At 62.9% G+C, this 12,947-nt stretch carries 12 protein-coding genes; 7 read left to right on the forward strand and 5 right to left on the reverse strand.

All coding sequences use genetic code 11. The features are described from left to right. Positions 1-40: 40 nt before the first annotated feature. Both C4K38_RS00435 and C4K38_RS00440 read left to right on the forward strand, forming a co-directional pair. Positions 41-820, forward strand: coding sequence for an N-acetylmuramoyl-L-alanine amidase (locus tag C4K38_RS00435; RefSeq protein ID WP_053276848.1), 780 nt, complete (start codon positions 41-43; stop codon positions 818-820). A gap of 72 nt (positions 821-892) precedes the next feature. Continuing rightward, on the forward strand, positions 893-2,515 hold the full coding sequence (locus tag C4K38_RS00440; protein ID WP_172833163.1) for an EAL domain-containing protein: 1,623 nt from the start codon (positions 893-895) through the stop codon (positions 2,513-2,515). On the opposite strand, the gene C4K38_RS00445 is transcribed toward C4K38_RS00440, so the two are convergent. Both C4K38_RS00445 and algB read right to left on the reverse strand, forming a co-directional pair. After that, on the reverse strand, positions 2,512-4,299 hold the full coding sequence (locus C4K38_RS00445) for a KinB sensor domain-containing domain (RefSeq protein WP_053276849.1): 1,788 nt from the start codon (positions 4,297-4,299) through the stop codon (positions 2,512-2,514). The genes C4K38_RS00440 and C4K38_RS00445 overlap by 4 nt on opposite strands. A gap of 10 nt (positions 4,300-4,309) precedes the next feature. Next, the gene (algB, locus tag C4K38_RS00450; protein WP_053276850.1) at positions 4,310-5,656 is read right to left on the reverse strand and encodes a sigma-54-dependent response regulator transcription factor AlgB; all 1,347 of its coding nucleotides are present in this window, start codon (positions 5,654-5,656) and stop codon (positions 4,310-4,312) included. 451 nt (positions 5,657-6,107) lie between these two features. On the opposite strand from algB, the gene C4K38_RS00455 reads away from it, so the two are divergent. The 5 genes from C4K38_RS00455 to C4K38_RS00475 all read left to right on the forward strand — a co-directional run bounded on the left by C4K38_RS00455 (position 6,108) and on the right by C4K38_RS00475 (position 10,499). Continuing rightward, positions 6,108-6,395, forward strand: coding sequence for a hypothetical protein (locus C4K38_RS00455; RefSeq protein WP_053276851.1), 288 nt, complete (start codon positions 6,108-6,110; stop codon positions 6,393-6,395). 73 nt (positions 6,396-6,468) lie between these two features. Next, positions 6,469-6,633: a DUF1328 domain-containing protein gene (locus tag C4K38_RS00460; RefSeq protein ID WP_003177151.1), complete on the forward strand. Its 165-nt coding sequence runs from the start codon at positions 6,469-6,471 to the stop codon at positions 6,631-6,633. A gap of 2 nt (positions 6,634-6,635) precedes the next feature. Further along, positions 6,636-7,100: an inhibitor of vertebrate lysozyme family protein gene (locus C4K38_RS00465; RefSeq protein WP_053276852.1), complete on the forward strand. Its 465-nt coding sequence runs from the start codon at positions 6,636-6,638 to the stop codon at positions 7,098-7,100. A gap of 738 nt (positions 7,101-7,838) precedes the next feature. Next, positions 7,839-9,170 carry a glutamate/aspartate:proton symporter GltP gene (gene gltP / locus C4K38_RS00470; protein ID WP_007924276.1) on the forward strand — a complete coding sequence of 444 codons (1,332 nt, stop codon included), beginning with the start codon at positions 7,839-7,841 and terminating at the stop codon, positions 9,168-9,170. Between the two features lie 99 nt (positions 9,171-9,269). Continuing rightward, on the forward strand, positions 9,270-10,499 hold the full coding sequence (locus C4K38_RS00475; protein ID WP_025806806.1) for a nucleoside recognition domain-containing protein: 1,230 nt from the start codon (positions 9,270-9,272) through the stop codon (positions 10,497-10,499). An 85-nt stretch (positions 10,500-10,584) separates the two neighbouring features. Here the strand turns inward: C4K38_RS00475 and C4K38_RS00480 are convergent, their stop codons facing one another. From C4K38_RS00480 to C4K38_RS00490, 3 genes are read right to left on the reverse strand one after another with little or no spacing between them, the layout of a single operon-like run. Further along, complete coding sequence (locus C4K38_RS00480) at positions 10,585-11,217, reverse strand: ABC-type transport auxiliary lipoprotein family protein (protein ID WP_053276853.1); 633 nt, start codon at positions 11,215-11,217, stop codon at positions 10,585-10,587. Next, positions 11,214-12,152, reverse strand: a complete 939-nt coding sequence (locus tag C4K38_RS00485) for an MlaD family protein (protein ID WP_025806804.1) — start codon at positions 12,150-12,152, stop codon at positions 11,214-11,216. Before C4K38_RS00485 ends, C4K38_RS00480 begins: the two co-directional genes overlap by 4 nt. 1 nt (position 12,153) lies before the next feature. Beyond that, positions 12,154-12,945 carry an ABC transporter ATP-binding protein gene (locus C4K38_RS00490; RefSeq protein ID WP_172833184.1) on the reverse strand — a complete coding sequence of 264 codons (792 nt, stop codon included), beginning with the start codon at positions 12,943-12,945 and terminating at the stop codon, positions 12,154-12,156. Positions 12,946-12,947 lie beyond the last annotated feature (2 nt).

The following is a 12,947-nucleotide window of genomic DNA, read 5'->3' on the forward strand; positions in this document are numbered from 1 at the left end:
ACACTGTTGCATTATTTTCCCCAGCGTACTGCCTTTTGCCATGAAAGTTCTTGTCCTCGCCTTGTCCCTTCTGTTGCTGGCCGGTTGCGCCAGCGGTCCGCGTTTCGATACCAGCCACCCTTCGGTCAACTTCGATGAGCGGGTGCAATTCGTGGTGGTGCATTACACCTCGGCCTCGATGGAGCGCTCCCTGCAACTGCTGACCCACGGCCAGGTCAGCAGCCACTACCTGATCGGCGACGACAAGGCGGCGACCATCTACAAGCTGGTGGACGAGCAATACCGCGCCTGGCACGCCGGCGAGAGCCAGTGGCAAGGCCGTACCTGGCTGAACTCCAGCTCCATCGGGATCGAGATCGTCAACCCGGGCTTTCGTGACCTGCCCACCGGGCGTGTCTGGTACCCCTACAGCGAAGCGCAGGTCCAGAGCCTGATCGTGCTGCTCAAGGACATCAGCAAGCGCAACAACATCGCACCACAGCACATCATCGGCCACAGCGATATCGCCCCTTTGCGCAAGCTCGATCCGGGCCCGCTGTTCCCCTGGAAGCGTCTGGCCGAAGCCGGGTTGGGCCGGTGGCCGAACGCCCAGGCGGTGGCGCGCCAGCAGGCATTCTTTGCCGCGCAGTTGCCGAGCGTCGCCTGGTTCCAGCAAGGCCTGGCGCGTCTTGGTTATGAGACGCCGCAGACCGGCGAACTGGATGTGGCGACCCGTCACGTATTGGCTGCGTTCCAGATGCATTACCGGCCGTCGCGTTTCGACGGTCAGCCGGATGCGGAAAGCGCTGCGATCCTGCAGGTTCTCAACCAGACAAAATAATGACGCCCGCCCGACGGTCAGGGTTTTTTCTCAATCAGTAGCTATAACTCATTGGTAACCCTCGGATATCCAATGATGCCGGCCGCTCGCGAACCCCTACGCAGTTGGTTCTATCGCCCCTGGCTGTTGGCGATGTGCGCGGCTGTGTTGAGTGCGGTCCTACTGCTGGCGGCAAGCCTGGGCATCGTGATGCACGAGGTGCAACTGCGCGAAAGCGAGCAGATGAACGCCCAGGGCCAGCGTTTTCTCGAACGCCTGGAGCAACTGTTCGGTCAGTTGCGTGAAGGCCTGGACGTACTCGAGGCGCAGCCCCTGCGCGAATGCAGCCCCGAGATGGTCGTGACCCTGCAGCAGATCAGCTTCAGTTATCGCTTCATTTATGAAGCGGCTTATATCGATGCTGCCCAGGCCTGCACCAACTGGCCCCGCCAGGACAACCTGGCGGTGGTGCGACCGCCGGATATCCGCGGCCCGACTTACAGCTACTGGCTGAACACTTCCACCGAACCCAATGAAAACCGCGCGGCGCTGATGCTCGGGCGCGGCAACTTTCGCGTGGCGACGTCTCGCGGGCATCTGACCGACATGGTCGATCTGCCCGCCAACAGCAGCCTGATGGTGGTTCTCGACCATGGCTCGCGGGCCATCCCGGTGCTGGGGCCGGCGCTGGACTGGCCGCCGATGGAGCCTTGGCCTCCGACCAATCGCAGCCCGCTGCAGGTGACCCAGGACCAGCTGATCTATCGGATGCCCACCATCAACCCGGAGTATCAACTGGTACTTGTAACTCCCCGCACCAACATGCAGCGAGAAATGTTCGAGGGGTGGTGGTGGCTGTTGCCCAGCAGCCTAGTACTGGCGACCTTCATCGGTGGCCTGGTCTTTCAGTTGTCCCGGCAGCGCCAAACCCTGGGCGCGGAGTTACAAGGTGCGCTGCGTCGTGGCGAGCTGCAGGTGCTGTATCAACCCATCTTCGATCTGCAAACGCGCCAGTGTGTCGGCGCCGAGGCCCTGCTGCGCTGGCGCCGTCCGGATGGCACCCTGACCAGTCCGGAGCTGTTCATTCCCATGGCGGAGAACACCGGGCAGATCCGCCCCATCACCGATTTTGTCCTGCAACGCCTGCTCGAACAGTTGGGGCACCTGTTGCGGGCCAACCCGAACCTGTACATCTCGGTCAACCTTGCGGCCTGCGATGTCATGGTGCCGCGGATCGGCAAGGTGATGGCGCGCCTGTTGGCGCTGCATAGGGTGGCGGCGCGGCAGATCGCCTTCGAAGTCACCGAGCGTGGGCTGATCGATGTGGTGGTCGCCCGGCATAACCTGCAAGCCTTGCGGGACGTCGGCCATCAGGTGCTGATCGACGACTTCGGCACGGGTTATTGCAGCCTGGCCTACTTGCAGACCCTGCCGGTGGACTACCTGAAGATCGACAAGGCATTCATCGATGCCCTGGGGCACGACGCCGCCAGCAGCGGCGTCGCCCCGCACATCATTCGCATGGCCCATGCCCTGCAGCTCAAGGTGATTGCCGAGGGCATCGAATTCGAGGATCAGGCGCTGCTGCTGAGCAGCGAGGGCGTGCGTTATGGCCAGGGCTGGCTGTTCGCCCATGCGTTGAGCGCGGTGCAGTTCATCGACCTGATCACCCGCGGGCGCCGCCTGGGCCCGCGGCGCCTGGATGACGAGGCCTAGAGCGGCAGGGCCAGGTAAAACTGGGTTCCCTGCCCAGGCCGCGAATAGACGCCCATGCGCCCGCCGTGCAGTTGCACGATTTCCTTGCACAGCGCCAGGCCCAGGCCGGCGCCGCCTTTCTTGCGTCCGACCTGGACGAAGGGTTCGAAAATCCGCCCCTGTTGTCCGTAGGCGATGCCTTCGCCGTTGTCTTCGACGCTGATGATCACCCGCTCGCCATGTCGGCGCGCCTGCAAGCGGATCAAGCCACCCTCGGCGGTATGCCGCAGGGCATTGTCGATCAGGTTGTCCAGTACCCGCTCCAGTTGCACGCGGTCGGCATGCAGCCGTGGCAGCGGCGCCTGGATCTCCACCCGCAGCTCGATGCCCTGCGCCGTGGCAGCGCCGATGAAGCGGTTGCGCGCCTGCTCCAGCAGCTCTTCCAGGGTGCAAGGCGCCAGGGTGAGTTTCTGCAGGCCGTTCTGATAACGCGAGAAGTTCAGCAGGTCGTTGATCAGCTGCATCAGGCGCTGCATTTCTTCGTTGACGGTGTTCAGCAGGTCGGCTTCGCGAGATTCCTCAGGGAAGCGCAGGCGTTCCTGCAACAGGCCGAACGCCATGTGCATGCCGGTAACCGGGGTGCGCAACTCATGGGAGGCACGCAATACGAACTCGCTGCGCACGCGCTCGAAGGCCCGCTGCTCGGTGACATCGTGCAGCACCATCACCGCGCCGAGGATATGCCCCTGGGGATGGCTGACCGGGGTCAGGCTGTACGTCAGCAGGCGCGATTCGCCATCGACCTCGATGCTGAGGTCCTCCGGCGCCCGTTCCAGGTTGCCGCCGCGCAGCACCAGCTGCAGCTGTTCGTCCAGCTCCGGACGTTCCAGGGCGCTGCCCAGTCCTTGCCCGAGGCGCTCCTCGTCCCAGCCCAGCTGACGCTGCGCCACCGGGTTGAGGTGTTCCAGATGACCCTGGCGGTCGATCATCAGCAAGCCGTCGTCGATGCTGTCGAGCACCGATTGCAGGCGCTGCTGGCCGGCGAGCAGTTCGTCGACGTTGGTGGCCTGATGCTCGCGCAGGGCTTCGGCCATGATCCCGAAGCGCCGGGTCAGCAGGTTCATCTCGGCCGCCGAAGACAGGGGCAGGGTCACGTCGAAATTGCCCTGGCCGATGTTGTCGGCGGCCTTGGCCAGGGCTTCGATGGGGCCACCAAAGCGCTGGGCGATGCCGTGGGCGGTGATGAAGCCGATGACCAAGACGGCCAGTCCGACCAGACCGAGCAGGCCGGCAATCATCAAGGCGCGATTGCGGGCCTGGTGTTCGATGTCATTGATGTTGTCCAGGGCCTGCTGGTGCTCGCCGATCAAGCCATTGCGCAGGGTATTGAAGCGTTGGGTCAGTTCCGTATTGCCATTGGCCCCTGCCGAGGTCCCGTCGGCGCGCTCGAAGGCTTCGAAGAAACGCTGGTAGTCGTCGCGTGCCTGGCTGAAGCCGTTGCGTATAGGGTTTTGCCGTTCATGCTCGATGCCCTGGTCGAGCAGGGCCAGGTATTCCTGCCTGGAGTTGTTCAGCGCTGCTCGGTCGGGATTGTGATTGAGCATGATGATCAGTTGGTCGCCCAGGGTCTGGCGCAGCTTGAGCCCCAGGTCCAGGGTGATGAAGTTGTCGCGGATCAGCGCTTCCTGGGTCTTGGCCATCTGCATCACGCTGACCAGCCCGAGCAGCAGGCCGAGCAGCGCCACGGTGATCAGCGCCGAGATGCTCAGAAACAGTCTCGTGCGCAGTTTCATCGCTAACTTCATGAGGTGCGGCTCACAGGTTGTACTGTTTGCGTTTGCGGTACAGCGTCGAGGCGTCGATGCCGAGCGTCTTGGCCGCCTGGTCGAGGGTATCGCTGGTGGCCAGCACGGCGCCGATATGGGCTTTCTCCAGCTCGTCCAGGCTCAAGGCGGCGCCGATGCGCGGAGTGTTGTTGGTGGGTTGCTCGGCCATTCCCAGGTGGCTGATCTCCACCTTCTCCTGGGGACAGATGATGCTGGCGCGTTCCACCACGTTGCGCAGCTCGCGGATATTGCCCGGCCAGCGATAGTTGAGCAGCGCTTCGCGGGCCTCGTCGCTGAAGCAGCGGGCGGGACGGGCATACTCCTTGACGAAGCGCGCGAGGAAACGGTCGGCCAGGGTCAGGATGTCTTCGCTGCGTTCGCGCAGCGGTGGCAGGTGCAGGGTGATCACGTTCAGGCGGTACAGCAGGTCTTCACGGAAGCGTCCGTCGCGCACCATGTCCTCGAGGTTGAGGTTGGTCGCGGCGAGGATGCGCACGTCGGCGCGGCGGGTCACCGGGTCGCCGATCCGCTCGTATTCCTTGTCCTGGATGAACCGCAGCAACTTGGGTTGCAGGGTCAGAGGGAAGTCGCCGATCTCGTCAAGGAACAGCGTGCCGCCGTCGGCCTGGTTGACTCGACCGAGGGTGCTTTCGCTGGCGCCGGTGAAGGCTCCACGGCTGTGACCGAACAGCTCGCTCTCCATCAGCTCGGCATTCAGCGACGGGCAGTTGATGGTGACGCAGGATTTCCTGGCGCGCTTGCTCCAGCCGTGAATGGCCTGGGCCAGCTCGCCCTTGCCAGTACCGGACTCGCCGAGGATCAGGATGTTGGCGTCGGTGCCGGCGACCTGGCGGGCGGTTTCCAGCACCACTTTCATTGCCGGGCTGTGGGAGTCCAGGCCGTCCTTGGGTTTGCGCACTTCGCCTTCGAGGGCCTCCAGGCGCGCCGAGAGCTGGCGGACTTCCAGTTGCTTGGCGGTCGCCAGGCGCAGCTGATCGGGGCTGCAGGGCTTGACCAGATAGTCGGCGGCGCCAGCCTGGATCGCATCCACCGCGGTGTCGACGGCCGAATGGGCGGTGACTATGACCACCCGCATCCAGGGGGCCTGGATGCGCATCTGGGCCAGTACGTCCAGGCCGTTGTCCTCGCCCAGGCGCAAGTCGAGGAAACACAGGTCGAACACCTGGCGTTGCAGCAAGGCATCGGCCTGGGCGGCGCTATTGGCCGTGGCGACGGTGTAGCCCTCGTCTTCCAGGCAGTAACGGAAGGTACGAAGGATCGCGGACTCATCATCTACCAGAAGAATGCGACCTTGATTTTCCGGTGCTGATTCCATGTCCGAGGCTCCTGAAGTGAGTGATCTTATTTAGTCCCGGAAAAATCGGGCAAGTTGCATGGTTAATTCTGGTCGATTCCCAGGCATGCCGGTTAGTCATCTCCGGGGTTCTTTACTAATCGATTGAAAATATTAGGTTTTCTATCGTTTTTCAGGTCTTGCCCACAGTCCTTTCCCGATTTTTCCACTGTACGCCCTGCATTTTCAGCCGCGTTTTTGTCCTCAAGTACCAGGCCAATCGTGCAATTCGCACGGTATCCAGGGCGGCATCGTGCAGGATGGCGTATGGAGAGCCTCCCTGATTGATATCAACTCATTGTTTTTATTGAGTTTATTTTAATGGTGAAAGCTGGCATGCAGGCTGCAACGGTCTGATCAGGCTCGGCTGAATAAGCCGCAGGCGCAGCGACAAGCGCTTGAGAACAATGACCCGCGTGGGAGGAGCTTCCGGATGAAACGCCAACGTCTCGCCCCATTGTCTGTTTCGCCCCTGCACCTGCAGCAGGGGTTGGTCGCCAGCCTGGCATTGCTGGTGACCTTGATTGGCGGTCAGCAGTTTTCACGCTGGGAGCAGAGCCAGCAGCAAGAGGCTGTGAGGTTGCCGGCTTATCACACCACTCAAACCCACTTCAGTGCAGTCAGCACTCGGTTTGCGGATTCCGCCCCGATGTTTCTGATGGACGTCGACCAGGCCCAGCCTGTCGCCGACACGGCTTATCAGGAACGCTGGGTGTTCTAGGCAGGACAGCCGGCGCGCAACTGGGCGGGCCGGCCAGGCAGTACCTCTAAATAGAAGCGTAAGGAGAATGACCATGTTGAGCTGGGCAATCACATTCCTGATCATTGCCATCATCGCCGCGGTACTGGGCTTCGGTGGTATCGCGGGCACCGCCACGGGTATCGCCAAGATTCTCTTTGTCGTTTTCCTGGTGATGTTCATTGCTTCCTTCTTCTTTGGCCGTCGTGGTCGAGGTTGAACATGAGCCTTTCTTTAAAAGCATTGGCCACCGCCCTGCTGCTGGGCGGCACGGCCACGGCGATGGCGGCCAACGACGGTCAGGCCCGGGTCAACGAGTTGTTGAACAGTGACCCGCAATACCGCGATACCTGGCAGGAAGTCGTCGAAAAGGAAGAGCGCCTGCCGGAATGGGTGATGAACCTGTCCGGTGATGCGCAGCAGATGAATGCGCTGGAAGAAGACGGCGACAAGTACCTGGTCGGTCCGCTTTGCGAAACCCGCGATACCTGCCGCAACCAGCGCCTGATCGTGGCGTTCAGTTTCGACAAGAAAAACGCCTACGCCATGCTGGTCGAAGTGCCGGCGGGCCTGCCCGCGGACAAGTCGCCGACCCGCCATGCCGAATACCGCTTTCTCGGCAAGCCGGACGCTGGCATGCAGGGCTTGCTCAAGGAACAGCTGAAAAAGGATCCGAACTGGTACTGAGTACGCGGTTCGAAGGTCCGATCATAGGAAGGAAGCGCCCACCGGGCCTTGCTTTCTGTTGCACCGCCCCGAGGAGGGGCAGCGCATGACCAGGGGGCCGGGACGTTCTGATCGAAACCGGATCGGCGTGACCCAGGGGTACAGGGAGTGCCTCCGCGAGGGCCGGGTCAGGAAAAACTGCGGTGCAAGCTCGCAAGCCGCCGAGGCTTGACGACTTGCGCCGTGTTTGAATGCCACAAACCTTTGTGGCAGAGCGCTGGCCTGCTTTTTCCGGTGGGGATTCGCGGCAAACATTCCCAGATGTGCGGCCTAACCGTTTCACGGTGTTTCTTTGCGACCGTACATCGAGAAACTTTTGGTTTTTTCCAGATGATATTTCTGGTTCTAACGTAAGAACTTTCCCTTCTTTCAAAGGTCATTCCCAACCCACCCAAAAGCGCTGAATGCCGCCTGAAATGGCCGTTTCACGGTAGGTGGCCAGGCCGAAATGTCGCATTCGAACCGGTTGGGACGCCCGTTTCGTTTAGAAAAACTCATGCCGATTCGGCATAGGGTAGGCGTTTACGGCATTAGACGTGCTCCCCTTGCGTCGGAATAGTTGCGCCTTTTTTCGCCTGCAGAGAGCCGTAAATGCTCGCTCGGGGTGACCTTATACGGGGGCCGATGCACAGACTTTTCCGCCATTGAGCGTTCCAGTTCGCGCATCAGCCCGAGTCCAACTGAAGTAAGGGTAATGATATGAAGAAGGCAAAACTAAGCCTCGCCTGGCAGATCCTCATCGGTCTGGTGCTGGGGATTGCAATTGGTGCGCTGCTCAACCATTTCAGTGCCGAAAAAGCCTGGTGGATCAGCAACGTCCTGCAACCTGCGGGCGATATCTTTATCCGCTTGATCAAGATGATCGTGATCCCGATCGTGATCTCCTCGCTGATCGTCGGTATCGCCGGCGTGGGCGACGCGAAGAAACTCGGGCGTATCGGCCTGAAGACCATCATCTACTTCGAAATCGTCACCACCATCGCCATCCTGGTCGGTCTGGTGCTGGCCAACGTGTTCCACCCGGGCGCCGGCATCGACATGAGCACCCTGGGTACCGTGGATATTTCCAAGTACCAGGCGACCGCCGCCGAGGTACAGCATGAACACGCGTTCATCGAAACCATCCTCAACCTGATCCCATCGAACATCTTCGCGGCCATGGCCCGCGGCGAGATGCTGCCGATCATCTTCTTCTCGGTGCTGTTCGGCCTCGGTCTGTCGAGCCTGCAGGCCGACCTGCGCGAGCCGCTGGTGAAGATGTTCCAGGGCGTCTCGGAAAGCATGTTCAAAGTCACCCACATGATCATGAACTACGCCCCGATCGGCGTATTCGCCCTGATCGCGGTGACCGTGGCCAACTTCGGTTTCGCCTCCCTGCTGCCGCTGGCCAAGCTGGTGATCCTGGTTTACGTGGCGATCGCCTTCTTCGCCTTCGTGGTCCTGGGCCTGATCGCTCGCCTGTTCGGCTTCTCGGTGATCAAGCTGATGCGCATCTTCAAGGATGAGCTGGTGCTGGCCTACTCCACCGCCAGTTCGGAAACCGTGCTGCCGCGCGTGATCGAGAAGATGGAAGCCTACGGCGCGCCGAAAGCCATCTGCAGTTTCGTGGTGCCAACCGGTTACTCGTTCAACCTCGACGGCTCGACCCTGTACCAGAGCATCGCGGCGATCTTCATCGCCCAGCTGTACGGCATCGACCTGTCGATCAGCCAGCAACTGCTGCTGGTCCTGACCCTGATGGTCACCTCCAAAGGCATCGCCGGCGTTCCGGGCGTGTCCTTCGTGGTCCTGCTGGCGACCCTGGGCAGCGTGGGCATTCCGCTGGAAGGCCTGGCCTTCATCGCCGGTGTCGACCGCATCATGGACATGGCCCGTACCGCCCTGAACGTGATCGGCAACGCCCTGGCGGTACTGGTCATCGCTCGTTGGGAAGGCATGTACGACGACGCCAAGGGCCAGCGCTACTGGAACTCCCTGCCGCACTGGCGCAGCAAGGAGCCGCTGCCGGCCGGTGAAGTCACCAAGGGCTGACAGCTGTAGCCGTCATCATCGACAAACCCCGGTCAATCCGGGGTTTGTCGTTTCTGTCCGCCCCGCTATCATTCGCCGCATCTTCTGGGGGAATAACTGATGCTCAATGGCCTGTGGCTTGGCTTCTTCATCGTGGCGGCCGTTTCAGCGCTGACGCAGTGGCTGGTCGGCGGTAACGCCGGGATCTTCTCGGCGATGGTGGAAAGCATCTTCGCCATGGCCAAGCTGTCGGTGGAAGTGATGGTGCTGCTGTTCGGCACCCTGACCCTGTGGCTGGGCTTTTTGCGGATCGCCGAAAAGGCCGGGATCGTCGACTGGCTGGCCAAGGCCCTGGGCCCGCTGTTCAGCCGCCTGATGCCGGAAGTGCCGCCGGGACACCCAGCCATCGGCCTGATCACCCTGAACTTCGCGGCCAATGGCCTGGGGCTGGACAACGCCGCCACGCCGATCGGCCTCAAGGCCATGCGCGCCCTGCAGGATCTCAACCCAAGCGCGACCACGGCGAGCAACGCGCAGATCCTGTTCCTGGTGCTGAACGCCTCGTCCCTGACCCTGCTGCCGGTGACCATCTTCATGTATCGCGCCCAGCAAGGCGCCCCCGATCCGACCCTGGTGTTCCTGCCGATCCTGCTGGCCACCAGCGCCTCGACCCTGGTCGGCCTGCTGTCGGTCGCGGTGGTGCAGCGTCTGCGCCTGTGGGACCCGGTGGTGCTGGCCTATCTGGTCCCCGGTGCCCTGGTCCTGGGCGGCTTCATGGCCTTGCTGGCCACGCTGTCGGCCACCGCGCTGGCGTCGCTGTCGTCGATCCTGGGCAACCTGACCCTGTTTGGCCTGATCATGCTGTTCCTGGTGATTGGCGCGTTACGCAAGGTCAAGGTCTACGAGGCCTTCGTCGAGGGCGCCAAGGAAGGTTTCGACGTCGCCAAGAACCTGCTGCCGTATCTGGTGGCCATGCTCTGCGCGGTGGGTGTGTTGCGCGCCTCCGGGGCCCTGGACTTCGGCCTGGATGGCATCCGGCATCTGGTGGAATGGGCCGGCTGGGACACGCGCTTCGTCGATGCCCTGCCGACGGCCCTGGTCAAACCCTTCTCCGGCAGCGCCGCGCGGGCCATGCTGATCGAAACCATGCAGACCCAAGGCGTGGACAGTTTCCCGGCGTTGGCCGCGGCGACGATCCAGGGCAGTACCGAAACCACCTTCTACGTGCTGGCGGTGTACTTCGGTTCGGTCGGCATCCAGCGCGCGCGCCATGCCGTCGGTTGCGCCTTGCTGGCCGAGCTGGCCGGCGTGGTGGCGGCGATTGCGGTGTGCTACTGGTTCTTCGGTTAAGGCGCGGATCGATTCGCGGCCAGGCTCTGCTCCTGCGAGGACGATAAACATCCCGCAGGAGCGAGGCTGACCCGCGATGAGGCCGTCAGCGTCTGACCAGCTGACTGCCCTGCTTCACCGTCCACTCCACCACCTGCCGGTTCAAGGCATCCCCCGCCTGGCCAAATCCGGCGACCACCGCCGGCACCTTGGTATCGTTCAGCGGCTGGCGCACTTCGAAGCGCTGGCTGGCCAGGATCTTCTGGTCGTAGCCCCGCACCAGGCGCGCATCCAGGCGGATCACCACCGCCACAGCCTTGCCCTGGTATTCGCTCTGGAATGCCTGCAGGTTGCCGCCCAGTTCAAGATCGGTCTGTACATCGCTGTCATCGGTGCCCAGCAGCTGCACCCGACCGTCGGCGAGGAATCCGTCCAGCAGCCGATTGCGCAGCAGCACCGGCGCCGGATCGCTCCAGCGCGCGTCCTTGTAGCTGCTGATCACATCGCCCTGGGGGATCACAGCGATTCTCGCGCTGTTCAAGGCGTCGCTCGCCAGGGGTTTGGTCAGGCGCAGGGACCAGGGCTGTGCGTGGCCCTGAGGCTGGGCTGTGGCGCTCTGGGCCGTGGGCAGGCGATAGATATCCACCGGATCGGCCTGGGGCAGAATCGAGCAGGCGCCACTCAAGGCGAAGCCGGCGGCCAGGGCCAGCCGGCCGAATGGGCGATAGGCACGCTTCATGGCGTGAACTCCTTGTTCTTGTCACTGCCCAGCAGGTAGCCGCTGGGGTTGGCTTCCAGGCGACGCGAAATGGCCCGCAGCGAGCTCAGGGTGTCGCGCAGCTCGCGCACCGCCGGTGCCAGACCGTTGAGGCCCTGGATACCGTTGTTCAGCGAGTCCTGGTTGTCGGTCAGCAGTTTGTTGATGGTGGCGCTGCTCTGTTCCAGCGATTGCATGGCTTGTTCGGCGCTGCCGAACATCTGCTTGCCCTGCTCGTTGAGCAGGCCGTTGGCGTTGCGCATCAGCGCGGTGGTCTGCTCCAGGGTGGCGCTGGCCTGCTTGCCGATGGAGGCCAGCTGCTGCATGGCCTGACGCACGTCGCCGCGCTGTTCGGCGATGGCCCCAGTGGTCTGCTCCAGGTGTTCGAGGGTGTTGCTGATGCGCTCGACGTTGTCTGGCGAGAACATGCCGTTGGCGTTGTGCAGCAGCAGGTTGACGCTGGTCATCAGGTCATCGCTGTTGTTCAGCAGGCGGGCGATCGGCGAAGGCGAAGCGACGATCAGCGGCAGCTTGCCGTCCTTGCCCTGGAGCGGCTGGCTTTGCGGGGTGCCGCCGCTGAGCTGGATGATCGAGGTCCCGGTGATACCGGTCAGGGCCAGCTTGGCCTGGGTGTCTTCCTTGATCGGGGTTTCGCCGCTCAGGCGGACCCGCGCCAGGACCCGGCGCGGGTCCTTCGGGTCGAGGCGCAGGCTGACCACATCGCCGACCTTGATCCCGCTGTACTGCACGGAGCTGCCTTTGGACAGGCCGCTGACGGCCTCGTTGAACACGACCTCGTAGTCCTTGAACTCCGTGTCGACGCTGGACTTGGCCAGCCACAGGCCGAACAGCAAGGCGCCGACCACCACAATCACGGTGAACAGGCCGATCAGTACATGATGGGCTCGGGTTTCCATGTCATACCTCGTTGAGCTGTGTAGCGGCCTGATACGCCGCGCGGCCGCGAGGGCCATGGAAGTACTCGTGAATCCAGGCGTCGTCGGTCTCGGCGACCTGGTCGATGGCATCCGCCACCAGCACCTTTTTCTGCGCCAGCACCGCCACCCGGTCGGTGATGGTGTACAGCGTATCCAGGTCGTGGGTGACCAGGAACACGCTCAGGCCCAGGGCGTCACGCAGGGTCAGGATCAATTGGTCGAAAGCCGCGGCGCCGATCGGGTCGAGGCCGGCGGTGGGTTCGTCGAGAAACAGGATGTCCGGGTCCAGGGCCAGTGCCCGGGCCAGGGCGGCGCGCTTGATCATGCCGCCGGACAACGAGGCCGGGTACTTGTCGGCCGCCGACAGCGGCAACCCGGCCAGCGCCAGCTTCACCGCCGCCAGGTGCTCGGCGTCGGCGCGGCTCAGGCCGGCATGCTCGATCAGCGGCAGGGCGACGTTTTCGGTCACGGTCAGCGACGAGAACAGCGCGCCCTTCTGGAACAGCACACCGAAGTGCCGTTCGATCAGCGAGCGCTCATGTTCCGCCAGGCTCGGCAGGTTCTGGCCAAACACCCGCACCGAACCTTCGCTGGGCTGGCGCAGGCCGATGATGCTGCGCAGCAGCACCGACTTGCCGCTGCCCGAACCGCCGACCACGGCGAGGATCTCGCCTTTGTACAGGTCCAGGTCGAGGTTTTCGTGCACGCTCTGCGGGCCGAAGCGATTGCACAGGCCGCGGACTTCGATCACCGCCTCGGAGGGCGGACGCATTG

The organism is Pseudomonas chlororaphis subsp. piscium (assembly GCF_003850345.1).
In the GTDB taxonomy this organism is placed as follows: domain Bacteria; phylum Pseudomonadota; class Gammaproteobacteria; order Pseudomonadales; family Pseudomonadaceae; genus Aquipseudomonas; species Aquipseudomonas piscium.

What these genes read in the sequence shown, in the direction of transcription:
- C4K38_RS00435 (WP_053276848.1), top strand. Translation starts at nt 41, where the DNA reads ATGAAAGTTCTTGTCCTCGCCTTGTCCCTTCTGTTGCTGGCCGGTTGC.
- C4K38_RS00440 (WP_172833163.1), top strand. Translation starts at nt 893, where the DNA reads ATGATGCCGGCCGCTCGCGAACCCCTACGCAGTTGGTTCTATCGCCCC.
- C4K38_RS00445 (WP_053276849.1), bottom strand. Translation starts at nt 4,299, where the DNA reads ATGAAGTTAGCGATGAAACTGCGCACGAGACTGTTTCTGAGCATCTCG.
- algB (WP_053276850.1), bottom strand. Translation starts at nt 5,656, where the DNA reads ATGGAATCAGCACCGGAAAATCAAGGTCGCATTCTTCTGGTAGATGAT.
- C4K38_RS00455 (WP_053276851.1), top strand. Translation starts at nt 6,108, where the DNA reads ATGAAACGCCAACGTCTCGCCCCATTGTCTGTTTCGCCCCTGCACCTG.
- C4K38_RS00460 (WP_003177151.1), top strand. Translation starts at nt 6,469, where the DNA reads ATGTTGAGCTGGGCAATCACATTCCTGATCATTGCCATCATCGCCGCG.
- C4K38_RS00465 (WP_053276852.1), top strand. Translation starts at nt 6,636, where the DNA reads ATGAGCCTTTCTTTAAAAGCATTGGCCACCGCCCTGCTGCTGGGCGGC.
- gltP (WP_007924276.1), top strand. Translation starts at nt 7,839, where the DNA reads ATGAAGAAGGCAAAACTAAGCCTCGCCTGGCAGATCCTCATCGGTCTG.
- C4K38_RS00475 (WP_025806806.1), top strand. Translation starts at nt 9,270, where the DNA reads ATGCTCAATGGCCTGTGGCTTGGCTTCTTCATCGTGGCGGCCGTTTCA.
- C4K38_RS00480 (WP_053276853.1), bottom strand. Translation starts at nt 11,217, where the DNA reads ATGAAGCGTGCCTATCGCCCATTCGGCCGGCTGGCCCTGGCCGCCGGC.
- C4K38_RS00485 (WP_025806804.1), bottom strand. Translation starts at nt 12,152, where the DNA reads ATGGAAACCCGAGCCCATCATGTACTGATCGGCCTGTTCACCGTGATT.
- C4K38_RS00490 (WP_172833184.1), bottom strand. Translation starts at nt 12,945, where the DNA reads ATGCGTCCGCCCTCCGAGGCGGTGATCGAAGTCCGCGGCCTGTGCAAT.